Source organism: Cupriavidus neocaledonicus (genome assembly GCF_000372525.1).
Classification (GTDB): Bacteria; Pseudomonadota; Gammaproteobacteria; order Burkholderiales; family Burkholderiaceae; genus Cupriavidus; species Cupriavidus neocaledonicus.
In genome coordinates this window covers 235159-259334 of record NZ_AQUR01000105.1, presented here as the reverse complement: position 1 = coordinate 259334, position 24176 = coordinate 235159, and the positions used below count along the sequence as shown (strand labels likewise).

Here is a 24176-nt window from a genome sequence, read left to right as displayed (position 1 = left end):
GGTAGCACGCGCCCCAATCGCCCCTCCGCACCATTAGATAAGCTTAGAGAAGCAAGAGGAGATTGCATGACGCAGCATGCTGCGCGGCCCAATGGTCGGAAGACCGCTGCGGCCGCCAAGGATTCGGCCGCCGCAAAAGGTGACGCAACCGGCGCAACCGGCGCAACCGGCGCAACCGGCGCAACCAGCGCCAAAGCGCCCCGCCCCGCCCCCCGCGCAGCCAAGCGCTCCCCCAAGCCCAGGCTTTCGATCGTGTCGAGCAACGGAACCACCATCGCCGCCGCCCCCGCCCGCCGCACCGCTGACAAGGACGTGCCGCTGCGCGAGGACATCCGCTTCCTGGGCCGCCTGCTGGGCGACTGCCTGCGCGAGCAGGAAGGCGACGCCGCCTTCGAGGTGGTCGAGACCATCCGCCAGACCGCGGTGCGCTTCCGCCGCGAGAACGACCGCGCCGCCGGCGCCGAGCTGGACCGGCTGCTCAAGCGCCTGTCGCGCGACCAGACCAACCAGGTGGTGCGCGCCTTCAGCTATTTCTCGCACCTGGCCAATATCGCCGAGGACCAGCACCACAACCGCCGCCGCCGCGTGCATGCGCTGGCCGGCTCGCCGCCGCAGGACGGCAGCCTGCAGCACGCGCTGGAAAAGATCGATGCCGCCGGCGTCACCGGCAAGCAGCTGCGCAAGTTCCTCGACGAAGCGCTGATCGTGCCGGTGCTGACCGCGCACCCGACCGAAGTCCAGCGCAAGAGCATCCTCGACGCCGAGCGCGAGATCGCCCGCCTGCTGGCCGAGCGCGACCTGCCGATGACCGCGCGCGAGCGCGAGCACAACACCGCCCAGCTACGCGCCAAGGTCACCACTCTGTGGCAGACGCGCATGCTGCGCGACGCGCGCCTGACCGTGGCCGACGAGATCGAGAACGCGCTGTCGTACTACCGCACCACCTTCCTGCGCGGCATCCCGCAGCTGATGAGCGAGCTGGAAGAAGACATCGCTGCGGTGTTCCCGGCCACGCGCAAGCGCAAGGGCGCCCCCGGCGCCCCGGGCACGCAGGCAGCGCCGCTGGCGCCGTTCCTGCAGATGGGTTCCTGGATCGGCGGCGACCGCGACGGCAACCCGAACGTGACCGCCGAGACCCTGGAGCACGCCGCCAGCCAGCAGGCGCAGCTGATCCTGGACTGGTACCTGGAGGAAGTGCACACGCTCGGCGCCGAGCTGTCGATGTCGACGCTGATGGTCGACGCCAGCCCGGAACTGCTGGCGCTGGCCGAGCGCTCGCCCGATCATTCAGAGCACCGCGCCGACGAGCCCTACCGGCGCGCGCTGATCGGCATCTACGCGCGCCTGGCCGCCACCTGCAAGGCGCTGAGCGGACACGCCGCGACCCGCCGCCCGGTGGCGCCGGCCGAGCCCTATGACAGCGCCGAGGCCTTCGGCGCCGACATCCAGGTCGTGATCGACTCCTTGCGCGCGCACCACGGCCAGGCGCTGGCCAGCCACCGCATCGACGCGCTGGCGCGCGCCATCGCCGTGTTCGGCTTCCACCTGGCCTCGGTCGACATGCGCCAGGTCTCCGACGTGCACGAGGCGGTCATCGCCGAACTGTTCGCCGCCGCCGGCATCGCCCCCGACTACGCCGCGCTGCCCGAGTCGCGCAAGCTGGAACTGCTGCTGGCCGAACTGCGCCAGCCGCGCCTGCTGACGCTGCCATGGCACCAGTACTCGGAGCAGACCCGCAAGGAACTGGCGATCTTCGCCGCCGCGCGCGAGCTGCGTGCGCGCTACGGCAAGCGCGTCGCGCGCAACTACATCATCTCGCACACCGAGACGCTGTCGGACCTGGTCGAGGTGATGCTGCTGCAGAAGGAATCCGGCATGCTGCAGGGCACGCTCGGCAGCAAGACCGACCCGGCGCGCATGGAGCTGATGGTGATCCCGCTGTTCGAGACCATCGAAGACTTGCGCAACGCCGCCGGCATCATGCAGTCGCTGCTGGACCTGCCGGGCTTCGACGCGGTGATCGCGCACCATGGGGTCGAGCAGGAGGTGATGCTGGGCTACTCGGATTCGAACAAGGACGGCGGCTTCCTGACCTCGACCTGGGAGCTGTACAAGGCCGAGCTGGAGCTGGTGCAGCTGTTCGAGCAGCGCAACGTCAAGCTGCGCCTGTTCCATGGCCGCGGCGGCACCGTCGGCCGCGGCGGCGGCCCGACCTACCAGGCCATCCTGTCGCAGCCGCCGGGCACGGTCAACGGCCAGATCCGCCTGACCGAGCAGGGCGAGATCATCAACAGCAAGTTCGCCAACGCCGAGATCGGCCGCCGCAACCTCGAAACGGTGGTGGCCGCGACGCTGGAGGCCTCGCTGCTGCCGCAGCAGAACGCACCGAAGGACCTCGATACCTTCGAGGCCGTGATGCAGCAGCTGTCGGACCGCGCCTTCACCGCCTATCGCGACCTGGTCTACGAGACCCCCGGCTTCAAGGACTACTTCTTCGCCACCACGCCGATCACCGAGATCGCCGACCTGAACCTGGGTTCGCGTCCGGCCTCGCGCAAGCTGATGGACAAGAAGAACCGCCGCATCGAAGACCTGCGCGCGATTCCGTGGGGCTTCTCGTGGGGGCAGTGCCGCCTGCTGCTGCCGGGCTGGTACGGCTTCGGCAGCGCGGTGCGCTCGCTGCTCGACAGCGCGCCGGACGACAAGGCGCGCAAGCAGGCCGTCACCACGCTGCGGCGCATGGTCAAGACCTGGCCGTTCTTCTCGACGCTGCTGTCCAACATGGACATGGTGCTGGCCAAGACCGACCTGGCGGTGGCCTCGCGCTACGCCCAGCTGTGCGACGACGCCGCCCTGCGCCGCAACGTGTTCAACCGCATCAGCAAGGAATGGCACCTGACCTGCGACATGCTGGCGCTGATCACCGGCCACCAGGAGCGGCTGGCCGACAACCCGCTGCTGGCGCGCTCGATCAAGAACCGCTTCGCGTATCTCGATCCGCTGAACCACTTGCAGGTGGAGCTGCTCAAGCGCTACCGCGCGGGCAAGGATGGCGACGACATCCGTGTACGGCGCGGCATCCACCTGACCATCAACGGGGTGGCGGCAGGGTTGCGCAATACGGGTTGACAGGCCAACCCCAACCTCGGCCAAGAGAGCGGTTTTGGATGCTCCAAAGCCGCCCGACCTGGCCCAAGCAAGGTGTTCCCCCTCTCCCCTCACGGGGAGGGGGCCGGGGTGAGGGGCGGTTTGACGAGGAACCACATCCAGCAAGGCCAACGGTGTTAAACCCCCCCGGCCTCAGCCTTTGACGCGCCTGCCCTCTCCCCCCGACCCCTCTCCCGCGCGGGGGAGAGGCGAGCAAACCCTCTTCGTGGTGCGCCGGCTGGAGCACCTGCGCCCGAGCGATCAGCAGGTAATGCAGCCATAGGCCGCTACCGGACCGCGGCATGCCACAGTCCCTGCGCCTGATCTGCCGTGTACCACAAGCCACGGCTGGCACCGGCCCACCGGCCCGCGGTGTCAAGCGCCCCGTGCTCCACAGCCGGCCCTGACCACCGCCCCGCCTTCGCCGCCCGCACCGCCAGCGTGCCGCCGGGCGATATAATCGCCGTTTCCCAATTTTTCGCGCCCGCCGCCGACCGCACGCCGGCCGCCATGCCGCGCGAGCCACTGCAGCCGACGTCCATGTCCACCTCCCAACTTGCCAAGAAAGGCGAAGCCTGGTCCGCCCGCTTCTCCGAACCGATGTCCGACCTGGTGAAGCGCTACACCGCCTCGGTGTTCTTCGACAAGCGCCTGGCCCTCTTCGACATCCAGGGCTCGCTGGCCCACGCGGCCATGCTGGCGAAGCAGGGCATCATCGCCGAGGCCGACCGCGCCGAGATCGAGCGCGGCATGGCGCAGATCAAGGGCGAGATCGAGGCCGGCAGCTTCGAATGGAAGCTGGACCTGGAAGACGTCCACCTGAACATCGAGGCGCGCCTGACCGCGCTGGTGGGCGATGCCGGCAAGCGCCTGCACACCGGCCGCTCGCGCAACGACCAGGTCGCCACCGACATCCGCCTGTGGCTGCGCAGCGAGATCGACAACATCCTCGTGCTGCTGGGGGCGCTGCGCACCTCGCTGCTGGACCTGGCCGAGCAGCACGCCGACACCATCCTGCCGGGCTTCACCCACCTGCAGGTGGCGCAGCCGGTCACCTTCGGCCACCACCTGCTGGCGTACAACGAGATGTTCACGCGCGATGCCGAGCGCATGGCCGACTGCCGCAAGCGCGTCAACCGCCTGCCGCTCGGCGCCGCCGCGCTGGCCGGCACCAGCTACCCGATCGACCGCGAGTTCGTGGCGCAGCAGCTGGGCTTCGACGGCGTCTGCCGCAATTCGCTCGACGCCGTCTCGGACCGCGACTTCGCCATCGAATTCTGCGCCGCCGCGGCGCTGGTGATGACCCACGTGTCGCGCTTCTCTGAAGAGCTGGTGCTGTGGATGAGCCCGCGCGTGGGCTTTATCGACATCGCCGACCGCTTCTGCACCGGCAGCTCGATCATGCCGCAGAAGAAGAACCCGGACGTGCCCGAGCTGGCGCGCGGCAAGACCGGCCGCGTCAACGGCCACCTGATCGGCCTGCTGACGCTGATGAAGGGCCAGCCGCTGGCGTACAACAAGGACAACCAGGAAGACAAGGAGCCGCTGTTCGACACGGTCGATACCGTGGTCGACACGCTGCGCATCTTCGCCGACATGGTGCCGGGCATCAGCGTCAAGCCCGAAGCGATGCGCGCCGCCGCGCTGCAGGGCTATGCCACCGCCACCGACCTGGCCGATTACCTGGTGAAGAAGGGCCTGCCCTTCCGCGACGCGCACGAGGCCGTGGCCCACGCCGTGCGCGCCTGCGACGGCCGCCAGTGCGACCTGGCCGACCTGACCGTGGCCGAGCTGCGCGAGGTCTCCGGCCTGGGCGACCAGGCCGCGCTGATCGGCGACGACGTGCATGCGGTGCTGACGCTGGAAGGCTCGGTCGCGGCGCGCAACCATATCGGCGGCACCGCGCCGGACCAGGTGCGCGCGGCCATCGCCACGGCGCGCCAGGCGCTGAACGGCTGAGATCCTGCCCGGGTAACCCGGCAAGCCGCAACGGGAGCGCACGCTCCCGTTTTTCTTTTCCGTCCGCGGGCGCGGCGACGACTGTTGCATATTGCATGAAGGGACCAGGCCGCGTCGCCATTTCCCCCACAGGGAATATCGAATCGGCGAGGCATGGCGGCGAATCTGCACATAACCGGTGCAAGTTGGCCGAAAAATGTGATGCACTGGGGATTCACCCTAAAGATGCGGGGCTGCCGACGCCGTAGACTAACGCGCCACCCCTGTATCCCCCATCCCTAGGACGATCACATGTCTTCCCTCATGAGGATCTCGCGGCTTATCGACGCCGTGAATGCTTTCATCGGGCAGTGGGCGAAATGGCTGGTCCTGCTGGCCGTGCTGGTCTGCGCAGGCAACGCCATCATTCGCTACACCTTCAGCATCAGTTCCAACGCCTGGCTCGAACTGCAGTGGTATATGTTCGCCGGCGTGTTCCTGCTCGGCGCCCCGTATACCCTGCGCCGCGACGAGCATGTGCGCATCGACGTGATCGCCGGCCGCTTCTCCGAGCGTACCCAGGTCTGGATCGATGTGTTCGGCATCCTGTTCTTCCTGCTGCCGATCTCCGCGATCATCCTCTGGCTGGCGATCCCCTACTTCTGGTTGTCCTACGCCGGCCACGAGATGTCCGGAAATGCCGGCGGCCTGATCCGCTGGCCGGCCAAGTTCCTGATCGTCGCGGGCTTCGCCCTGATGATCCTGCAGGGCCTGTCCGAGCTGATCAAGCGCTTTGCCTACCTGAAGGGGGAACTGCCGTTCTCGGCCTTCCGCAAGCACGCGGTCGACCCGGCGCTGGAGATTGCCGCGATCGCGGAGGCCAACCAGACCGCCGCGTCTGAAAAACGATAAGAGGCGCGCACGATGACGCAATTCCTGATTGCGAACATGGCACCGATCATGTTCGCCTCGCTGGTGGTATTCCTGCTGTCGGGCTTCCCGATCGCCTTTGCGCTGGCCGCCAACGGGCTGCTGTTCGCCTTTCTCGGCATCGAGCTGGGGATGCTGCCGCCCGAGTTGCTGCAGGCGCTGCCGAGCCGGCTGTTCGGCATCATCGAGAACGATACGCTGCTGGCGATCCCGTTCTTCACCTTCATGGGCCTGATCCTGGAACGCTCGGGCATGGCCGAGGACCTGCTCGACACCATCGGGCAGCTGTTCGGCCCGATCCGCGGCGGCCTGGCCTACGCGGTGATCTTCGTCGGCGCGCTGCTGGCGGCGACCACCGGCGTGGTGGCGGCCTCGGTGATCTCGATGGGGCTGATCTCGCTGCCGCTGATGCTCAAGTACAAGTACGACAAGCGGCTGGCCTCGGGCGTGATCGCGGCGTCGGGCACGCTGGCGCAGATCATCCCGCCGTCGCTGGTGCTGATCGTGCTGGCCGACCAGCTCGGCCGCTCGGTGGGCGACATGTACAAGGGCGCGTTCGTGCCGGGGCTGGTGCTGACCGGCCTGTACATGCTGTACGTGCTGCTGGTCACGCTGATCAAGCCGGCCGCCGCGCCGGCACTGCCGCTCGAGGCGCGTACCTTCCGCGAGCCCAGCGGCAAGAGCGGCGCCGCCTCGGTGCTGGTGCTGACCGGGCTGGCGGTGGCGGTGGGCGTGCTGGTGGACCTGTTCTACAAGCCGGAGGCGCCGCTGGACGAGCGCCTGGTGGTCTCGGTGGGCGCGGCGATCCTGTTCGCCTTCGTGCTGGCGGTGATCAACAAGACGCTGAAGCTCGGCCTGCTGTCGCAGATGGCGGAGAAGGTCACCTTCGTGCTGATCCCGCCGCTGGCGCTGATCTTCCTGGTACTCGGCACCATCTTCATCGGCGTGGCCACGCCCACCGAAGGCGGCGGCATGGGCGCGCTCGGCGCGCTGATTCTGGCCATGGTCAAGCGCCGCCTCGACCTGGGCCTGACCAAGCAGGCCATGGAAGCCACGCTCAAGCTGTCGGCCTTCGTGATCTTCATCCTGATTGGCGCGCGCGTGTTCTCGCTGACGTTCTACGGCGTCGACGGCCATCTCTGGGTCGAACACCTGCTGACCGCGCTGCCCGGCGGCCAGACCGGCTTCCTGGTGGCGGTGAACGTGCTGTTCTTCCTGCTGGCGTTCTTCCTCGACTTCTTCGAGCTGGCCTTTATCCTGGTGCCGCTGGTCGGCCCGGTGGCGGACAAGCTCGGCATCGACCTGATCTGGTTCGGCGTGCTGCTGGCGGTGAACATGCAGACCTCGTTCATGCACCCGCCGTTCGGCTTCTCGCTGTTCTACCTGCGCTCGGTGGCGCCGCGCGAAGTCAAGACCTCGGAAATCTACTGGGGCGCGGTACCGTTCGTGGTGATCCAGCTGGTGATGGTGGCGCTGATCATCGTCTTCCCCGGCCTGGTCAGCACCGGCACGCAGAAGGCGCAGGACCGCAGCATCACGCGCGACCTGAACATCGACCTGGACGGCAGCAGCCCCAAACCCGCCACGCCGGGCTTGTCGATTCCGGGCCCGGGTTCCGCGCCGGCCGAGTCCGGCTCGCTCGAGTTGCCGACGCAGCCGCCGGCGGAAAGCGAATCGGCCGCGCCGCAGTTCGAGTTCGAGAAGAAGAAATAAGCCTGCCCCAGCGGCAGTCTCAGGCAAACCCGCCAGGCCCCGCAGCGATGCGGGGCTTTTTCATTGCGGCATGGCAGTGCCGGCGCTGCCGGGCGCCAGGCATTGCGCCAGGAAGTCGACGGTGGCCCGCACCCCGGGCAACTGCCCGCGCCGTGCCGGCAGCAGCAGCGTGGTGGTCACGCTGCCGGCGGTCCACTGCGGCAGCACGCGCGCGAGTTGACCGGCCGCCAGCGCCGCGCGGCACAGCTCGTGCGGCAGCGGCACGATGCCCAATCCCGCGATCGCCGCGCCGAGCAGCACGGTGGATTCGTTCACGGTCATGCGGGGCACCGGACTGGCTTCCGCGCGCGCACCCTGTGGACCCCACAGGCGCCACGTGCCCGCGGTCGCCCCGGTGAGCAGCCCGTCGTGGCCGGCCAGCTGCGCGGGCGCTTCGGGCGTGCCGCGCCCGTCCAGGTACCCGGGCGACGCCACCAGCACGATGTCCTCGACGGCAAGCTGGCGTTGCACCAGGCCAGAGTCGGGCAGCGGCGCGAAATGGCTGCGCACCGCGATATCGAAGCCTTCCTGCACCAGGTCGACCATGCGGTCGGACACCTCCAGCTGCACGTGCAGGCGCGGATAGGCGCGCGCCAGCGCCGGCAAGTGCGGCGCCAGGTAGCGCTGCGCGGTGGGCACCGCGGCCGTGATCCGCACCGTGCCGCTGGGCTCGGCCACGCGCCGCTGCACCGCCTCTTGCGCGGCCTCGGCCTCGATCAGCGCGGCGTGCGCATGATCGTAGAAGTCGCGGCCGGCATCGGTCAGCGTGAAGCTGCGCGAACTGCGGTAGAGCAGCCGCGCCTGCAGGGCCTGCTCCAGCTCGGCCACACGCTTGCTGACCGTGGACTTGGGCACCCCCAGCGCCCGCCCCGCGGCGGCAAAACCGCCATGGGTCACGGCGACGACGAAGAAGCGCAGGTCGTTGAGGTTGATCATGGTGCGCAAAGTCTATGAATGTGGACGATGGGTCGGATTTTTGCCCACTATTCGCGCAAAGTCCATGCATCTACAGTTCCGCTGTGCCCGCTCGACGGGCCCCCACCAAATCCAAGGAGAATTCCCATGACGACCCCCATCCTCTTTTACGGCGTTCCCTCCGGCTGCTCGTTCGGCTCGATCGTGGCGCTGGAATGGCTTGGCCTGCCCTATCGCCTGAGCCGCATCGACATGCCCGAAGTCGTGACCAGCGATGCCTACCGCCAGATCAACCCGGTCGGCGAAACGCCGACACTGATGGACGCGCAAGGCAATTTCCTCAGCGAAAGCATGGCGATCCTGAACCACATCGGCGCGCGCGGCATCGAGCGCAAGCTTGGCTTTGCCCAGGGCACGCGCGATTTCGACCGGCTCAACCAGCAACTGGCCTACCTCAACACCAGCTACTTCGGCGCCTTTGCGCCGCTCTGGCACGCCCTGGAAGGCGTGGACGAGACCGACCGGCCGGCGCTGGTCCGCTACGGCACGAAGCAGGTCCGCCATGTGCATCAGGAACTCGAAGCCATGCTGGGCGAGCGGCCCTGGCTGCTGGGTGAGCACCGCACCGTGGCCGACGCCTACTTCAGCGGCATCGCGCGCTGGGCGAAGTACCACAAGGTGCTGAACGTCGAAGACTTCCCGAACCTGCAGCGCCTCTGCAACCAGCTGGAAGCCGAGCCGGCGGTGCGCTTCGCCCATGCCATCGAGCGCCAGGCGCCGGCGCAAAGCGCGGGCGGTTTCCAGGGCCACGTGACGCTGGAGGAAGTGCTGGCGCAGCGCTGATGCGCCAGGCATCGGCGTCGCGGCGGGGCAACCCGGCCAATTGCGAATCGGCTCATCGACCAGCGGGCCGGCACGGCCCAGACTGGTGCCTGCGTCCAGCCCATGACCCAGGAGAACAACATGCCGAGCACCAAATGCACGGGGCATTCCGCCGCGACCCCGATCTACTGCCTGCCATCGATACGTGACCGCCGTAATGATAACAATGCTATCATCACGCCATCCAACGGTGAGGAGTTCAAGATGGCAACCCTACTGGTTCGGGGCGTCGATGAAGCGCTGGTGCAGCGCCTGCGCGAGCAGGCCGTCGCCAATGGCCGCAGCGCCGAGGCCGAACACCGCGCCATCCTGGCGCAGGCGCTGGGCGGCACGGCCCGGCTCAGCTTTGCCGAGGTGCTGGCGGCCATGCCAGACGTCGGGCAGGACGCCGACTTCGAGCGCATCCAGGATACGGGCGAGGCGCCGCGTGTATTTGATTGATACCAACGTCATCAGCGAGACCCGCAAGCGGGAGCGCGCCAACCCCGGCGTCCGTGCCTTCTTCCGGCAGGCCGCGCGCGATGGGGCCGCGCTCTACCTGTCGGCGCTGACCGTGGGTGAACTCCAGCGCGGCGTGGCACTGATCCGCCATCGCGGCGACGCGGTGCAGGCAGCGCTGCTGGAGCGCTGGCTGGCCCATGTGCTGGAGGACTTCGGCCGCCAGGTGCTGCCGGTCGATGCCGAGGTCGCGCAGGTCTGGGGCCAGTTGCGGGCGGCGCGGCCCGAGCACGCGCTGGACAAGTTCATCGCCGCGACCGCGCTGATCCACCGCCTTACCATCGTCACGCGCAATGTCGCGGACTTCCGCGGCACCGGCACGATGGTGATGAATCCGTTCAGCCAGGACAAATAGAAAGGGCCCCGCCAAGGCGGGGCCCCTGTTGCATCAGCGGAAGGCCGGCTGGCGCTCAGGCGCCCTGCTTCACGCAGTCGACGAAGTATGCCTTCTTGCCGTCGACCTCGTCCTCCACCAGGCCGTGGATATCGGTCTCGAAGCCCGGGAACAGCTTGTTGAATTCGCGCGCGAACTTCAGGTATTGCACGATGGTGCGGTTGAAGCGCTCGCCCGGGATCAGCAGCGGAATGCCCGGCGGGTACGGCGTCAGCAGGATGGCGGTGACACGGCCTTCCAGGTCGTCGACCGGCACGCGCTCGATCTCGCGGTGGGCCATCATGGCCCACGCGTCCGACGGCTTCATCGCCGGTTCCATGTCCGAAAGATACATCTCGGTGGTCACGCGCGCCACGTCGTTGGCCTTGTAGACGCTGTGGATCGCATCGCACAGGTCACGCAGGCCCATGCGCTCGTATTGCGGATACTTGCCGACGAATTCCGGCAGCACGCGCCACAGCGGCTGGTTCTGGTCGTAGTCGTCCTTGAACTGCTGCAGCTCGGTCACCAGCGAATTCCAGCGGCCCTTGGTAATGCCGATGGTGAACATGATGAAGAACGAGTACAGCCCGGTCTTCTCGATGATGATGCCGTGCTCGGCCAGGTACTTGGTGACGATGGCCGCCGGGATGCCGCGCTCGCTGAACTCGCCGTCGACGTCCAGGCCCGGGGTGATGATGGTGGCCTTGATCGGGTCGAGCAGGTTGAAGCCATCGGCGAGGTCGCCGAAGCCGTGCCAGCGCTCATTGGCCTTCAGCATCCATTCCTCGCGGTCGCCGATGCCGTCCTCGATCAGCGCGTCCGGGCCCCATACCTTGAACCACCAGTCGCCGTTGTTGCCGGCATCGTAGTCGCCCTCGACCTTGCGCATGGCGCGGCGGAAGTCCATCGCTTCCTGGATGCTCTCTTCCACCAGCGCGGTGCCGCCCGGCGCTTCCATCATCGCCGCGGCCACGTCGCAAGAGGCGATGATCGAGTACTGCGGGCTGGTCGAGGTGTGCATCAGGTACGCTTCATTGAAGCGGTAGCGGTCCAGCTTGCGCGTCTCGGAGTCCTGCACCAGGATCTGCGAGGCCTGCGACAGGCCGGCCAGAAGCTTGTGCGTGGACTGCGTCGCGAACACCAGCGCATCCTTGCTGCGCGGACGGTCCTTGCCGATCGCGTGCATGTTGCGATAGAAGTCGTGGAACGCCGCGTGCGGCAGCCAGGCTTCGTCGAAGTGCAGCGTGTCGATCTCGGCCGCCAGCATTTCCTTGATCTGCTCGGCGTTGTACAGCACGCCGTCGTAGGTGCCCTGGGTGATGGTCAGGATGCGCGGCTTCTGGTTCTTCGCCTTGCTGGCGAACGGGTGGCTGGCGATCTTCTTCCTGATCGTCTGCGGATCGAACTCGCTCTTCGGGATCGGGCCGATGATGCCGTAGTGGTTGCGCGTCGGCATCAGGAACACCGGGATCGCGCCGGTCATCATGATCGCGTGCAGGATCGACTTGTGGCAGTTGCGGTCCACCACCACGATGTCGCCCGGGGCCACGTTGGCATGCCACACCATCTTGTTCGAGGTGGAGGTGCCGTTGGTGACGAAATACATGTGGTCGGAGTTGAAGATGCGCGCGGCATTGCGCTCCGACGCTGCCACCGGACCGGTGTGGTCCAGCAGCTGGCCCAGCTCGTCGACGGCGTTGCAGACGTCGGCGCGCAGCATGTTCTCGCCGAAGAACTGGTGGAACACCTGGCCGACCGGGCTCTTCAGGAACGCCACGCCGCCCGAGTGCCCCGGGCAGTGCCACGAATACGAGCTGTCCTGCGCGTAGTCGATCAGCGCCTTGAAGAACGGCGGCGCCAGCGTGTCCAGGTAGACCTTGGCCTCGCGGATGATGTGGCGCGCCACGAACTCGGGCGTGTCCTCGAACATGTGGATGAAGCCGTGCAGCTCGCGCAGGATATCGTTGGGGATATGGCGCGAGGTGCGGGTCTCGCCGTACAGGAAGATCGGCAGGTCGGAGTTGCGGCGGCGCACCTCGGCGACGAAGGCGCGCAGCTTCTCGATCGCGGCGGCCTCGAGCTCCTCGCTGTCGCTGGCGAACTCGTCGTCGTCGATCGACACGATGAAGGTCGATGCCCGGCTGGCCTGCTGGGCGAACGAGGTCAGGTCGCCGTAGCTGGTCAGCCCCATGACTTCCATGCCCTCTTTCTCGATCGCCTCGGCCAGCGCGCGGATGCCGGAGCCGGAGATGTTCTCGGAGCGGAAGTCTTCGTCAATGATGATGACGGGGAAGCGGAATTTCATCGGGCATCCTTGATGGAAAGCAGGACATAAAGGACTTGAGCCACATGGCCGGCAGGGGTTCCCCGCGACGGCGGCATGTGGCTCTCACGTCAGGTTTGGCGGCCCTGGGGGGCCCGCCGTGCCGGCAGACGCCGGATTGTAATGCGCTCAGGTCTTCGGCAGTGTGACACCGTGCTGGCCCTGGTACTTGCCGCCCCGGTCGGCATACGAGGTCTCGCAGATCTCGTCGCTCTCGAAGAACAATACCTGGGCGCAGCCCTCGCCGGCGTAGATCTTGGCCGGCAGCGGCGTGGTGTTCGAAAACTCCAGCGTCACATAGCCTTCCCATTCCGGCTCGAACGGCGTCACATTGACGATGATGCCGCAGCGGGCGTAGGTGCTCTTGCCCAGGCAGATGGTCAGCACGCTGCGCGGGATGCGGAAATATTCCATCGTGCGCGCCAGCGCGAACGAGTTGGGCGGAATGATGCAGACCTCGCCCTTGAAATCGACGAACGACTTCTCGTCGAAGTTCTTCGGATCGACGATGGTGCTGTTGATATTGGTGAAGATCTTGAATTCGTCGGCACAGCGGATATCGTAGCCGTAGCTCGAGGTGCCGTACGAGACGATCTTGCGGCCGTCGGCCTCCCGGACCTGGCCTGGCTCGAACGGCTCGATCATGCCGTGCTGCTCCGCCATGCGGCGGATCCATTTGTCGGATTTGATGCTCATAAGGTTGGGAGGGATAGACGGCTCGGAGTGCGCCGCATTGTACAACCATTCGGCGCACACTCCTCAAGCCCGCGGCAGGCGGGGCAAGTGGCCGCTACACCACTACATCTTCGGGCTGGCGGTGGCGGAAGCGCTCGCGGCCGGTATAGAGCAGGAAGTGCTTGCCGGTGCAGCGCGCGAACAGCGTCAGGTTGACGCGCCTGGCCATCTGGTAGCCCATCTGCGTCACGCCGGAGCGCGACAGCAGGAACGGGATGCCCATCTGCGCGCCCTTGATCACCATTTCGGAAGTGAGGCGCCCGGTGGTGTAGAAGATCTTGTCGCCGCCAGTCATGCCTTCGAGCCACATGCGCCCGGCAATCGCGTCGACGGCATTGTGGCGGCCGACGTCCTCGACGAACATCAGCAGTTCGGTGCCCTGGAACAGCGCGCAGCCATGCACCGAACCGGCCTGCTTGTACACCGACTGCTGCAGCCGGATGGTGTTGATGATGCCGTACAGGGTGTCCTGGTCGAGCATGGCGCCAACCGGCAGGCGGATGCTGTCGACCTCGTCCAGCAGCGAGCCGAACACGGTGCCCTGGCCGCAGCCGGTGGTCACCACGCGGCGCGCGGTGCGCTCCTCGATGCGGTCGACACCGGTGCGGGTGGTCACCGCGGCGGATTCGGTTTCCCAGTCGACCTGCACCGCGGCAATGTCCTCGATCGATTCCACCAGGCGCTGGTTGCGCAGGTAGCCCAGCACCAGGTGCTCGGGCGCGCCGCCCAGCGTCATCAGCGTGACCAGCTCGCGCTTGTCGAGATAGACCGTCAGCGGCCGCTCGCCCGGCAGGTAGGCCGCGCGCACGCGCCCTTGCTCGTCGACGACTTCAACTTCTTCGATCAGGGGAACGGCTGCCTGGGTAAGCTCGGGACGCAAGGTCATGACGAGGGTCTCGGGGCTGCGGGTGAAGGCCCCGAGCGGCATGCAGGGGGCGGAAGTTACGGCGCCTTTGCGGGCGATTGTACCGCGCCTGCCGCGGGTGCACCGGCGGTGCTGGCGATGGCAGGAACCGGGGCCACAAATGGTCCCGGGTCGGCGCAGGCGGCCGTCTGCACCGGCTCGCGCGGCGGCTGCCCGTGCGCCTTGCGGTCGGCCAGGTAATGCGCGGCGATCTTGTCCTGGGCACGGCACAGCTGGTACGCCGCGACCTTGTCGGACCAGGCGGCGCGTGCCCTGGTCTCGGCGGCCCTGGCCTGCTGGGCCTCGGTCGGCGCGGGCAGCTTGGCCAGCGCGCCCGGGGCGAAGGCCGCGCAGGCGGCACCGGCGGCTACGGCGATCAGCGTCGGGATGCGTGTCATGGTTCTGGTTTCCTGCTGTGTCGTGGGGCCCGCTCGCCAGGCCTGCGTCAGGCTTCGCCGGGACTCTGCCGCGCCGGCCGGGCCGCGGCGGCATCCTGGCTGGCCGAACGCTGGGCCGGGATCTTGCCTGACTTGATGTCGTCGTACCAGAGCTCGTGGTGTTCCTTGGCCCAGGCCTCGTCAACCCAGCCATCGCGCATGGCGCGGTACGCGCCTTCCATGCCGATGGTGCCCATATAGATATGGCCGCACGCCATGGCAATCATCAGCACCGCCGAGATCGCGTGGATCACGTTGGCGATCTGCATGGTGGCGCGGTAGTAGTCCATGCCGGGTACGATCATGTCGAGCACCCAGCCCGAGGCCGACAGCACCAGACCGAATACGAACACGCCGACCCAGAACCACATCTTCTCGCCGGCGTTGAAGCGCCCGCTCGGCACGTGCCTGCCCGAGGCCAGCCCGCCGAGGCTGGTGACCCAGCGGACGTCGTCGCGGCTGGGCAGGTTGTCGCGCAGGAACACCACGAAGGCGACGATCACCGACAGCGTGAAGATCGGCCCCACCACGTTGTGCAGGTTCTTCAGGATGTAGCTGAGCCAGCCGAACAGCATATGGCCCATCAGCGGCAGCAGGAAATGCTTGCCCAGCAGCATCACGATGCCCGACACCGCCAGCACCACGAAGGAAATCGCCATGGTCCAGTGGACGATGCGCTCGAGCGGGGTAAAGCGCTCGATCATGCGGCCGGTCCTGGGCGTGCGCAGCGGGATGGTGCCGCGCCACAGGAAGAAGCCGAGGATCGCCACCGGCACGATCAGCAGCAGCCAGCCGCCCCAGACCGTGATCACGCCGTTGCGGAACAGCCGCCACGACTGGCCGGTGCGCTGGATCAGCACCCCGGCTTCCTTGTCGGGCAGGCTGCTGTAGTGGCGCTGGTCGGAATTGACCTCGCGCCACATCGGCGCGTTGTTGCCGGGCTGCGTGACGCTGCGCTGCTGCTGCGACCTGGCCTCGGCGGCGATGTCGCGCGGCGGGATGTTGAAGATGTTCTCGGACGCAATGCCGGCCAGCGGCTGGGCCGGATGCGTGGCCGGGTTGTTGGCGTCGGCGCCGGCCGATGCGGTCGCCGGTCCGGTCGACGGCCCGGGCGCGGGTGCCGGGGCCTGTGCCACGGCATTGCCGGCCGCGGCCAGCGCCAGCGCGCCGGCAGTCAGCCAACCCCGCCAGCCGCGCCAGCCTGCGGCGCGGCATCGATTGTGCGACGGCGTCATAGCCCCTCCTTCAGTTCCCGGCTGGCGGGAAGTCCACACGGCGGCGCGCTCATTGCACCCGGTTGTACTCGTTCTGCAACTGGTTGCGCTGGCGGATCTGGTTGTTCCAGCTGTTGCGGTCGCCCGCGGTCCAGCCCTTGGCCACGAACGGATCGTCCGGGGCCCCTTGGAACGCCTGGGCGTCGGCCTTGCGGTGCGACGGGCCGATGGTCTGCGGCTTCTCGCCGCACGCGGCCAGCAGCACGCCGCACAGCGACACCAGTGCAACGACGCGGATGCGATTCATGACGCTTTCCCTCCTGCAGGTACCGTCGCTGCGGGCGCGGCCGGCGCGGCGGGCGCGGCGGGCGCCGTGGTCGCGGGTGCGGCCTGCTGCGCCGGTGGCGCGGGCTTCGCGCCGGCCTGGGCATTGCCATAGGCCGTGCCCCAGCCGAACACGTCGCCGCCGGTGCCGCGCTTGATCACGCGGTTGCGCAGGATGTCGGCAATCACGTCGCCATCGCCGCCCAGCAGCGCCTTGGTCGAGCACATTTCGGCGCACAGCGGCAGCTTGCCTTCGGCGAGCCGGTTGCGGCCGTACTTCTCGAACTCGGCTTCCGAGCCGTTCTTCTCCGGGCCGCCCGCGCAGAAGGTGCACTTGTCCATCTTGCCGCGCACGCCGAAGGTGCCGGTCGAAGGAAACTGCGGCGCGCCAAACGGACAGGCGTACGAACAGTAGCCGCAGCCGATGCAGACGTCCTTGTCGTGCAGCACCACGCCGTCTTCGGTGCGGTAGAAGCAGTCGACCGGGCAGACCGCCATGCAGGGCGCGTCCGAGCAGTGCATGCAGGCCACCGAGATCGATTTCTCGGCGCCGACCATGCCGTCGTTGACCGTGACCACGCGGCGCCGGTTCACTCCCCAGGGCACCTCGTGCTCGTTCTTGCAGGCAGTGACGCAGCTGTTGCACTCGATGCAGCGCTCGGCGTCACAGATAAATTTCATGCGTGCCATGGTGTTCCTCTGCGCTTAGGCAAACCGCTCGATCTGGCAAATGGTGGTCTTGGTTTCCTGCATCATCGTCACCGAGTCATAGCCATACGTGGTCGCGGTATTGACCGCTTCGCCACGCACCACCGGCATCGCCCCCTCGGGGTAGTAGTCCTTGAGGTCCTTGCCCTGCCACCAGCCCGAGAAATGGAACGGGATGAAGGCGGTATCGGGCCCGACCCGCTCGGTCACCAGCGCGCGCACCTTCAGCGTGGCGCCGGTCGGGGTCTTGACCCAGCAGTAGTCGCCGTTGCGGATGCCGCGGTCGGACGCGGCGCGCGGGTTGATCTCGACGAAGTTCTCCTGCTGCAGCTCCGCCAGCCACGGGTTGGAACGGGTTTCCTCGCCCCCGCCCTCGTACTCGACCAGGCGCCCGGAAGTCAGGATGATCGGGAACTTCTCGGCCACCTTGTTCTCGAGATTGCGCTGCTGCACCGACTTGTACAGCGTCGGCAGCCGCCAGAACGCCATCTTGTCGTCGTGGGTCGGGTACTTCGCGACCATGTCGGGACGCGTGGAGTACAGCGGCTCGCGGTGCTGCGGGATCGGGTCCGGGAAGTTCCACACCACCGCGCGCGCCTTGGCATTGCCGAACGGGTGGCAGCCGTGGTTCTTCAGCACCACGCGCTGGATGCCGCCGGACAGGTCGGTCTTCCAGTTCTTGCCTTCGGCCTTGGCCTTCTCGGCATCGGTCAGGTCGTCCCACCAGCCCAGCTTCTTCAGCAGCACGTGGTCGAACTCGGGATAGCCGGTGGTGATCTCCGCGCCCAGCGAGTGCGAGCCGTCCTCGGCCAGCAGGTTGACGCCGTCGCGCTCGACGCCAAAATTGGCGCGGAAGTTGCCGCCGCCGTCCATCACATGCTTGGTGGTGTCGTACAGGTTGGGCGAGCCCGGATGCTTCAGCTCCGGCGTGCCATAGCATGGCCACGGCAGCCCGAAGTAGTCGCCGGTCAGGTCGTAGCCGGTGACCGGGTCCTTGCCCGACTTGCAGCGCAGCGTCTTGACGTCGAACATCTGCATATTGCGCATGTGCGACTTCAGGCGTTCGGGCGACTGGCCGGTGTAGCCAATGGTCCAGTTGCTGGCGTTGATCTCGCGCAGGATCGATTCCGGCTCGGGCTCCATCCAGGTCCGGCCGGCCCGCTTGACCTCGATCATCTTGAAGTTCTTCGACAGCTCCTTGCCGAAGCCGAGCTTGTCGGCGAACGCCTGCATGATGGTGTGGTCGGGCATCGATTCGAACAGGGGCTCGATCACCTTCTCGCGCCATTGCAGCGAGCGGTTCGACGCCGTGCACGAGCCCGAGGTCTCGAACTGCGTGGCCGCGGGCAGCAGGTACACCGCGCGGTTGGGATTGACCTTGTCGCCCTCGGCCGGCGGCATGTTGGCCATGGCCGCGGTCGCCGACGGGTACGGGTCCACCACCACCAGCAGGTCGAGCTTGTCGAGCGCCTTCTTCATTTCCAGCCCGCGCGTCTGCGAGTTCGGGGCATGGCCCCAGAAGAACACGCCGCGCACGTTGTTGTCCTGGTCGATCAGCTCGTTCTTCTCGGTGACGATATCGATCCAGCGCGACACCGTGGTGCCGGACTTCTCCATCATCGTCTGCGACACGAACTGCTTCTTGATCCATTCGTAGTCCACGCCCCAGACCGCCGCGTAGTGCTTCCACGCGCCGGTGGCCAGGCCGTAGTAGCCCGGCAGCGAATCGGGATTGGGGCCCACGTCGGTGGCACCCTGCACGTTATCGTGGCCGCGGAAGATGTTGGCGCCGCCGCCCGACACGCCGATGTTGCCCAGCGCCAGCTGTACGATGCACGAGGCGCGCACGATCGCATTGCCAATAGTGTGCTGGGTCTGGCCCATGCACCACACCAGCGTGCTGGGGCGGTTCTTGGCCATGGTCTCGGCCACCAGGTAGACCTGCGCCTCGGGCACGCCGGTGACTTCCTCCACCTTGTCCGGGGTCCACTTGGCCAGCACCTCTTCCTTGATCTTGTCCATGCCGTAGACACGGTCGTTCAGGTACTTCTGGTCTTCCCAGCCGTTCTTGAAGATGTGGTACAGCACGCCGAACAGGAAGGCGATATCGGTGCCCGAGCGGATCCGCACATAGTGGTGCGCCTTGGCCGCGGTGCGCGTGAAGCGCGGATCGACCACGATCACCTTGCAGCCGTTCTCCTTGGCATGCAACAGGTGCAGCATCGACACCGGGTGCGCCTCGGCCGCGTTGGAGCCGATATACAGCGCCGCCTTGGCGTTCTGCATATCGTTGTACGAGTTGGTCATCGCACCGTAGCCCCAGGTGTTGGCCACGCCCGCCACGGTGGTGGAGTGGCAGATGCGCGCCTGGTGGTCGGTGTTGTTGGTGCCGAAGAAGGACACCCACTTGCGCAGCAGGTAAGACTGCTCGTTGCTGTGCTTGGAAGAGCCGACGAAGAACATCGAGTCCGGGCCGCTCTGCTGGCGGATCTCCTTCATCTTCGCGGTGATCTCGTCGAGCGCCTGGTTCCAGCCGATGCGCTGGTACTTGCCGTTGACCAGCTTCATCGGGTACTTGAGCCGGTATTCGCCGTGGCCGTGCTCGCGCAGCGCCGCGCCCTTGGCACAGTGCGCGCCCATGTTCAGGGGCGAATCGAACACCGGCTCCTGGCGGATCCACACGCCGTTCTGCACCACCGCGTCGACCGCGCAGCCGACCGAGCAGTGGCCGCACACGGTGCGCCGGACCACGATGCCGGTCTTGCCGTCGCCGGCGGCCTTCTTGTCGTCGGCGGCATCGGCCTTGCGCAGCAGCGTCAGCTGCGAGGCCGCGAGGCCGGCGCCGACGCCGATGCCGGAGCGCTTGAGGAAGCTGCGGCGGTCCATGGTCGGCATGGCGCCGGCCAGGCTGGCCGCAAGTCGTTGGGAGAGCCGGCCGGAGCCTGCGCCGGCGGATTCGGGCCGATTGCCGAGGCCATCAGCGAGGCGGGCGGATGCGCCCTGCGCCGCGCGTTTGCGGGTCAAGATCATGTCTCACCTCAGAAACGGACGATTGGGTAGCGTCCGGTTGCAGGCGGCGCGCCAGACCACGCCGCCGTGGCAGTTACACCAGCGTGGTCCGGTAATACTTGCGGATGTGGTCCGAGACCCGGTAACCCTTGCTGTCCGATGGAGGATCGGTGGGTTCCGGCAGGGCTGCAGCCTGGCCCGGCATGGCGGGTGTGCGCGTGCTCAGCGCTGCCGCACCGGTGGCGGCGGCTACAACTCCGGCGCCCGCTAGAAACGTGCGGCGCGCGACCCTGGTTGGCTTCTCTCTCATGTGGGGGCTCCTCGGCTGTCAAAGCCCGATGGTTGTGCCGTTATGCGTTGTTATGCATATTCTAGAATCAACTGGAAGGAAAGACCATGACAAGCACGGGTTTTTCCTTACCTTCTGTTCCAACTTGAGCTAAGAAGCCAGCGCCTTGCGCCGCATCGGTCCCGCGCTCAGGTCATCTCCAGCGCCACCGCCTCGACGCCGGCGAAGGTGCCCAGCAGTCCGGCCACGCTGCGATAGAAGCGCGCCTGCGGGTGCGCCACCACCGCCTCGCACAAGGGCTCGATCCAGGGCTGCAGATGCTTTGCATAGAAGCGCTGCTGCTCGCCCAGGTTGGACACCGACAGGTCGTCCCCGGCCACCAGGAAGCGCATCACCTCGCACAGCGTGGCGATGTGGTCCTCGGTCTCGCTGACGCCTTCGTGGCGCTCCAGGCCATAGCGGGCCAGGTCTTCGCGCAGCGCCACCAGCGGGCGCTCGTTGAGAAAGCCGGTCAGATAGAAAGAGGCGTACAGGAAGACGTCCTGGCGGCCCACGCCGACGAACAGTTGCCGGTATTCCTCTTCGGCCTCGGCCGCGGTGGTCTCGGATGCTGCGTCGCACAACGCATTCCACGCCTTGCCCAGTACGGTCTGCGCGTCTTCGCCCACGGCGCGGTTGGCCGCGATGTGATGCAGCAAGGCCGCGTCCGGGGCGCGGTAGAACAGCGTGGCCAGCAGGCCGTACAGGTCGGCGCGGGCGGTGTCTTCGCTGTCCGCAGGGTCGGCGGGCGGCGCGGCGGTGAGCTGGATCGGCTGGAAATCTGTCATGTCGTGATGAATTGTGCCCGGTGGCCCGGGCCGGGTCTCAGCGCAGGGTGGCGCCGCTGACGGCGCCAGGGTCGCGTTCCATCATATCCACCACGCGGCAGTCCGGGCACATCCTGAGGCGCTCCGCGGCCGCGCCGGCAAAGGCGGGATGGCCGGCCAGGCGCACCAGCATCGACTCGACCATCTGCGCCGTGCCGAACGGCTTGGCGCAGCGCACGCAATGGAACGGCTGGGCCTCGTTGAGCGTGACCGGGCGCCGGGCCGCGTCGCCGGCCAGCAGGCGCGGCACCAGGGTTACGGCGTCTTCCGGACAGGTCTTCTGGCACAGCCCGCACTGCACGCAGTTGCGCTCGATAAAGCTGAGCACGGGGCGCTCGGGGTTGTCGCGCAGCGCCTGGGACGGGCACGCGCCCACGCACGCCAGGCACAAGGTGCACTTGCCGGTATCGACGGCGATGGCGCCGATCGGCGCGCCCGCCGGCAGCGGCACGCTCTGCGCCGGCGACGGCGCATGGCGCACCAGGTGGTCGAGCGCGAAGTCGAGCATCTCGCGCTTGGCCGCGACCGGGCCGAAGGCCGCGGGCGGCAATGCGTTACCGGCCGGGCGCAGCGCCGCCAGGCCGGCATCGAGCGCTTCCGTGTCGGCGGCCTCGAGCAGCGACAGCGCCTCGCCGTCATAGCCCAGGCCCGACAGCAGCGCGCGCCCGACCGCCATCTGCTCAAGCAGCGCGGTGCGGTATTGCGGCGCCTCGTCGCCGGTCAGCAGCACGGCGACGCGGCTCGCGCCCCAGCACAGCGCCGCCAGCCACAGCTCCAGCCCCACCGAGGCCGGATGGAACAGCGACAGCGGCATGACCTGCGCGGGCACGCCGCGCGCCTTGCCGCCGCGGGCGGCGCGGCCCAGCGCCAGCAGCGCGGGCGTGCCGGATTCCTCGCCGTGCAGCAGCACCATCGGATCGCGCGCGCCGGCCTGCCGGTAGGCGGACAGCAGCGTGCGCAGCCGCGCGCCGGTGGTCTCCGGCCCGGGGTAACCGTAGCTGATGGCGCCGCTGGGGCAGACCGTGGTGCACGCGCCGCAGCCCATGCACAGGTTGGGCGTGACCTCGATGCGGCCCTTGCCGTCATGCCAGCGCGAGACGATGGCCTGGGTCGAGCAGATGTCGATGCAGGCGGTGCAGCCGGTGGTCTGGTTGCGGCCGTGCGCGCACAGGCTTTCCTTGTAGCGGAAGAACCTGGGCTTCTCGAACTCGCCCACCAGCCCGGCCAGCGCCAGCGCCTGGGCCTGCTGCCGGGCCGGGTCGGCACCGGCATGCAGGTAGCCCTGCGGCGGCTGGTGCATGGTGAAGGCGGGCGTGTCGCACAGGTCGAAGACCAGGTCGAAGCGGCCCGCGCCGGTGCCCTGCGGACGGTCGAAGTCGATCGCCGCGGCGGCGCCGCAGGCGCGCACGCAATCGCGGTGCGCGCGGCAGCGCGACAGGTCGATCTGGTAGCTGAAATCGATCGCGCCTTCCGGACAGGCTTCGATGCAGGCATTGCAGCGCGTGCACAGGTCCAGGTCGATCGGATTGCTGCGGCCGGCGCCGGTCTCCCAGCTCGCCTCGAAGGCGCCGAGCCAGCCCGTCAGCGCCGCCAGCCGGCCGCTGTGGACCGGATATGCGCGCGCCGCGGGTTGCGCCGCGGTGCCGTCGCGCGCGTCGCCGCCGGTCAGCAGCACCGTGACTTCGAGCTGCATCGCGGCCAGCCGCTCGGCCCACGGCAGCGCGCGCGCGGCCGGCCCCAGCACCAGCACCGCGCCGTCGCTGCGGTAGTCCACCACCGGCACCGGCTCGGGTTCGGGCAGCGCGGCCACCGCCAGCAGCGCGGCGATCTTGGCGTTGGCGGTCCTGGGATCGCGCCGGGCGCCCTGCGACCAGCCGCCGGTCTCGCGGATATTGACGAAGCGCACCGGCGCGGTCACCACCGGTTGGCCATCGCGGCCCCGCGCGGCCTGCGCGGCAACCTCGGTAAACAGCTGGCGCTCCTGGGTGCAGGCGACGATCACGTCCTCGGTGCCGTCCAGCGCGGCGGTGAAGTCACCGATTTCGCGCCGGCACAGCAGTCGATGGACCTTGAGCGGCCCCTGGCCGGGGGCGGGGGTTGCGTCTGACAATGCCGCCCCGTCCAGCGGCATGGTGTCGTTGCAATTGCAGATCAGCGTCGGCATGGCGAGTGCGGCTGACCGGTCCGGACGTCCCTTCTTGGCGGGGGTCTGCGGGCCGGCGGATTGTGGGGGATGCCTATTGTAGGCTGCGCTGCCGGTGGGGGCTACGCGCGTTTATCGGGTCTTGCGTGCGGGTCTTGCTGGCCCTGTTGTTCGCTTTGACTGGCGTGCGGCGGCGGCGTTTCGGCGCCGGCCGGTGCATCGGCCTGCACCGGCGGCGCGTCGGCGCCTTCGCCTGTTGCTGCGCCCGCCTGATGCGGTTCCTGCTGCGCGTCCGTTTGCGCTGCTGGCGGTACCTGTTCCGGCTCCGATACCCGGGCAGCGGCTGCGGCCGCGGCGCGTTCCTCGTCGGTGGGCTCGAACAGGCCCAGCGTCTGCGCCTGGCGCAACTGGCGCAGGATCTCGGCCGGGATCGGGTCCGGCTTGCTGTAATCGTCGATGTAGATATCGAGCCCGTCCATCACATTGAAGTGCGGATCGGCGAACAGTGTCTTCAGCGCGGCGCGCTTGACCGATTCGTCCACGCCGCGCGCGACGAAGCGGGCGATCTCGTCACCGGGCCGCAATGCCGCGACATCGGCCAGCGTCGGCGGCGGATCCCGCGGCGCCTCGGCAGCGGCTTCGACGGTCGCAGGGACAGGCCCGCTCTCGGGCTGCCGCGGCTGCGGCGGCTGCGGCGGTTCGGCGGGAACGGCCACGCCCTCGCGCACCGCGGCCTTGCGGCGCGACCAGCGCGACAGGAAGGACGATTCGCTCATGGGCAGGGCC

20 protein-coding genes are annotated in these 24176 nt (G+C 67.9%); 7 read left to right on the top strand and 13 right to left on the bottom strand.

Annotation, left to right across the window (positions count from 1 at the left end):
• The first annotated feature begins 66 nt into the window (after positions 1-66).
• The 4 genes from ppc to A3AG_RS0125285 all read left to right on the top strand — a co-directional run bounded on the left by ppc (position 67) and on the right by A3AG_RS0125285 (position 7728).
• Positions 67-3129 (top strand): phosphoenolpyruvate carboxylase, encoded by a 3063-nt coding sequence (gene ppc, locus A3AG_RS0125305; protein ID WP_018008087.1) that lies wholly within the window; start codon positions 67-69, stop codon positions 3127-3129.
• Between the two features lie 558 nt (positions 3130-3687).
• Positions 3688-5106, top strand: a complete 1419-nt coding sequence (gene argH / locus A3AG_RS0125295) for an argininosuccinate lyase (protein ID WP_018008085.1) — start codon at positions 3688-3690, stop codon at positions 5104-5106.
• A gap of 291 nt (positions 5107-5397) precedes the next feature.
• Positions 5398-5997, top strand: a complete 600-nt coding sequence (locus A3AG_RS0125290) for a TRAP transporter small permease subunit (protein WP_018008084.1) — start codon at positions 5398-5400, stop codon at positions 5995-5997.
• Between the two features lie 12 nt (positions 5998-6009).
• Positions 6010-7728, top strand: a complete 1719-nt coding sequence (locus A3AG_RS0125285) for a TRAP transporter large permease (RefSeq protein WP_018008083.1) — start codon at positions 6010-6012, stop codon at positions 7726-7728.
• A gap of 60 nt (positions 7729-7788) precedes the next feature.
• Here the strand turns inward: A3AG_RS0125285 and A3AG_RS31995 are convergent, their stop codons facing one another.
• Positions 7789-8703, bottom strand: a complete 915-nt coding sequence (locus tag A3AG_RS31995; protein WP_018008082.1) for a LysR substrate-binding domain-containing protein — start codon at positions 8701-8703, stop codon at positions 7789-7791.
• Positions 8704-8829: 126 nt separating this feature from the next.
• Here A3AG_RS31995 and A3AG_RS0125275 point away from each other — a divergent pair, with 126 nt between their 5' ends.
• The 3 genes from A3AG_RS0125275 to A3AG_RS0125265 all read left to right on the top strand — a co-directional run bounded on the left by A3AG_RS0125275 (position 8830) and on the right by A3AG_RS0125265 (position 10417).
• Entirely contained in the window at positions 8830-9525 is a 696-nt protein-coding gene (locus A3AG_RS0125275) for a glutathione S-transferase family protein (protein WP_018008081.1), read from the top strand.
• Positions 9526-9768: 243 nt separating this feature from the next.
• The gene (locus A3AG_RS0125270; RefSeq protein ID WP_018008080.1) at positions 9769-10005 is read left to right on the top strand and encodes a FitA-like ribbon-helix-helix domain-containing protein; all 237 of its coding nucleotides are present in this window, start codon (positions 9769-9771) and stop codon (positions 10003-10005) included.
• Positions 9992-10417: a type II toxin-antitoxin system VapC family toxin gene (locus A3AG_RS0125265; protein ID WP_026164459.1), complete on the top strand. Its 426-nt coding sequence runs from the start codon at positions 9992-9994 to the stop codon at positions 10415-10417. Before A3AG_RS0125270 ends, A3AG_RS0125265 begins: the two co-directional genes overlap by 14 nt.
• 55 nt (positions 10418-10472) lie before the next feature.
• Here the strand turns inward: A3AG_RS0125265 and A3AG_RS0125260 are convergent, their stop codons facing one another.
• The 12 genes from A3AG_RS0125260 to A3AG_RS31990 all read right to left on the bottom strand — a co-directional run bounded on the left by A3AG_RS0125260 (position 10473) and on the right by A3AG_RS31990 (position 24166).
• A complete protein-coding gene (locus tag A3AG_RS0125260; protein WP_018008078.1) occupies positions 10473-12743 on the bottom strand; it encodes an arginine/lysine/ornithine decarboxylase in 2271 nt (756 codons plus the stop codon).
• Between the two features lie 147 nt (positions 12744-12890).
• Positions 12891-13457 (bottom strand): dCTP deaminase, encoded by a 567-nt coding sequence (gene dcd, locus A3AG_RS0125255; protein ID WP_018008077.1) that lies wholly within the window; start codon positions 13455-13457, stop codon positions 12891-12893.
• Positions 13458-13551: 94 nt separating this feature from the next.
• Positions 13552-14382, bottom strand: coding sequence for a formate dehydrogenase accessory sulfurtransferase FdhD (locus A3AG_RS0125250; protein ID WP_026164458.1), 831 nt, complete (start codon positions 14380-14382; stop codon positions 13552-13554).
• Positions 14383-14438: 56 nt separating this feature from the next.
• Positions 14439-14798 carry a hypothetical protein gene (locus A3AG_RS0125245; protein WP_018008075.1) on the bottom strand — a complete coding sequence of 120 codons (360 nt, stop codon included), beginning with the start codon at positions 14796-14798 and terminating at the stop codon, positions 14439-14441.
• A 47-nt stretch (positions 14799-14845) separates the two neighbouring features.
• Complete coding sequence (locus A3AG_RS0125240; protein ID WP_018008074.1) at positions 14846-16072, bottom strand: formate dehydrogenase subunit gamma; 1227 nt, start codon at positions 16070-16072, stop codon at positions 14846-14848.
• Positions 16073-16121: 49 nt separating this feature from the next.
• Positions 16122-16358 (bottom strand): hypothetical protein, encoded by a 237-nt coding sequence (locus A3AG_RS0125235; RefSeq protein WP_018008073.1) that lies wholly within the window; start codon positions 16356-16358, stop codon positions 16122-16124.
• Positions 16355-17065, bottom strand: coding sequence for a formate dehydrogenase FDH3 subunit beta (gene fdh3B / locus A3AG_RS0125230; RefSeq protein ID WP_018008072.1), 711 nt, complete (start codon positions 17063-17065; stop codon positions 16355-16357). The genes A3AG_RS0125235 and fdh3B overlap by 4 nt, the downstream gene beginning before the upstream one ends.
• Positions 17066-17080: 15 nt before the next feature.
• Positions 17081-20113 (bottom strand): molybdopterin-dependent oxidoreductase, encoded by a 3033-nt coding sequence (locus A3AG_RS0125225; protein ID WP_018008071.1) that lies wholly within the window; start codon positions 20111-20113, stop codon positions 17081-17083.
• Between the two features lie 73 nt (positions 20114-20186).
• A complete protein-coding gene (locus A3AG_RS0125220) occupies positions 20187-20402 on the bottom strand; it encodes a hypothetical protein (RefSeq protein ID WP_018008070.1) in 216 nt (71 codons plus the stop codon).
• Positions 20403-20569: 167 nt separating this feature from the next.
• Complete coding sequence (locus tag A3AG_RS0125215) at positions 20570-21208, bottom strand: TorD/DmsD family molecular chaperone (protein WP_018008069.1); 639 nt, start codon at positions 21206-21208, stop codon at positions 20570-20572.
• Positions 21209-21245: 37 nt separating this feature from the next.
• A complete protein-coding gene (locus A3AG_RS0125210; protein ID WP_018008068.1) occupies positions 21246-23411 on the bottom strand; it encodes a 4Fe-4S binding protein in 2166 nt (721 codons plus the stop codon).
• 101 nt (positions 23412-23512) lie between these two features.
• Complete coding sequence (locus tag A3AG_RS31990) at positions 23513-24166, bottom strand: DUF3306 domain-containing protein (RefSeq protein ID WP_018008067.1); 654 nt, start codon at positions 24164-24166, stop codon at positions 23513-23515.
• Between the last annotated feature and the right edge of the window lie 10 nt (positions 24167-24176).

Bases quoted from the DNA above. Each gene is read 5' to 3' on its own strand.
- A3AG_RS0125275 (WP_018008081.1), top strand. From the start codon at position 8,830: ATGACGACCCCCATCCTCTTTTACGGCGTTCCCTCCGGCTGCTCGTTC.
- A3AG_RS0125240 (WP_018008074.1), bottom strand. From the start codon at position 16,072: ATGACGCCGTCGCACAATCGATGCCGCGCCGCAGGCTGGCGCGGCTGG.
- A3AG_RS0125235 (WP_018008073.1), bottom strand. From the start codon at position 16,358: ATGAATCGCATCCGCGTCGTTGCACTGGTGTCGCTGTGCGGCGTGCTG.
- A3AG_RS0125215 (WP_018008069.1), bottom strand. From the start codon at position 21,208: ATGACAGATTTCCAGCCGATCCAGCTCACCGCCGCGCCGCCCGCCGAC.
- argH (WP_018008085.1), top strand. From the start codon at position 3,688: ATGTCCACCTCCCAACTTGCCAAGAAAGGCGAAGCCTGGTCCGCCCGC.
- ppc (WP_018008087.1), top strand. From the start codon at position 67: ATGACGCAGCATGCTGCGCGGCCCAATGGTCGGAAGACCGCTGCGGCC.
- A3AG_RS0125270 (WP_018008080.1), top strand. From the start codon at position 9,769: ATGGCAACCCTACTGGTTCGGGGCGTCGATGAAGCGCTGGTGCAGCGC.
- A3AG_RS31995 (WP_018008082.1), bottom strand. From the start codon at position 8,703: ATGATCAACCTCAACGACCTGCGCTTCTTCGTCGTCGCCGTGACCCAT.
- A3AG_RS31990 (WP_018008067.1), bottom strand. From the start codon at position 24,166: ATGAGCGAATCGTCCTTCCTGTCGCGCTGGTCGCGCCGCAAGGCCGCG.
- A3AG_RS0125210 (WP_018008068.1), bottom strand. From the start codon at position 23,411: ATGCCGACGCTGATCTGCAATTGCAACGACACCATGCCGCTGGACGGG.
- fdh3B (WP_018008072.1), bottom strand. From the start codon at position 17,065: ATGGCACGCATGAAATTTATCTGTGACGCCGAGCGCTGCATCGAGTGC.
- A3AG_RS0125225 (WP_018008071.1), bottom strand. From the start codon at position 20,113: ATGATCTTGACCCGCAAACGCGCGGCGCAGGGCGCATCCGCCCGCCTC.
- A3AG_RS0125290 (WP_018008084.1), top strand. From the start codon at position 5,398: ATGTCTTCCCTCATGAGGATCTCGCGGCTTATCGACGCCGTGAATGCT.
- A3AG_RS0125250 (WP_026164458.1), bottom strand. From the start codon at position 14,382: ATGACCTTGCGTCCCGAGCTTACCCAGGCAGCCGTTCCCCTGATCGAA.
- dcd (WP_018008077.1), bottom strand. From the start codon at position 13,457: ATGAGCATCAAATCCGACAAATGGATCCGCCGCATGGCGGAGCAGCAC.
- A3AG_RS0125220 (WP_018008070.1), bottom strand. From the start codon at position 20,402: ATGAGAGAGAAGCCAACCAGGGTCGCGCGCCGCACGTTTCTAGCGGGC.
- A3AG_RS0125260 (WP_018008078.1), bottom strand. From the start codon at position 12,743: ATGAAATTCCGCTTCCCCGTCATCATCATTGACGAAGACTTCCGCTCC.
- A3AG_RS0125285 (WP_018008083.1), top strand. From the start codon at position 6,010: ATGACGCAATTCCTGATTGCGAACATGGCACCGATCATGTTCGCCTCG.
- A3AG_RS0125245 (WP_018008075.1), bottom strand. From the start codon at position 14,798: ATGACACGCATCCCGACGCTGATCGCCGTAGCCGCCGGTGCCGCCTGC.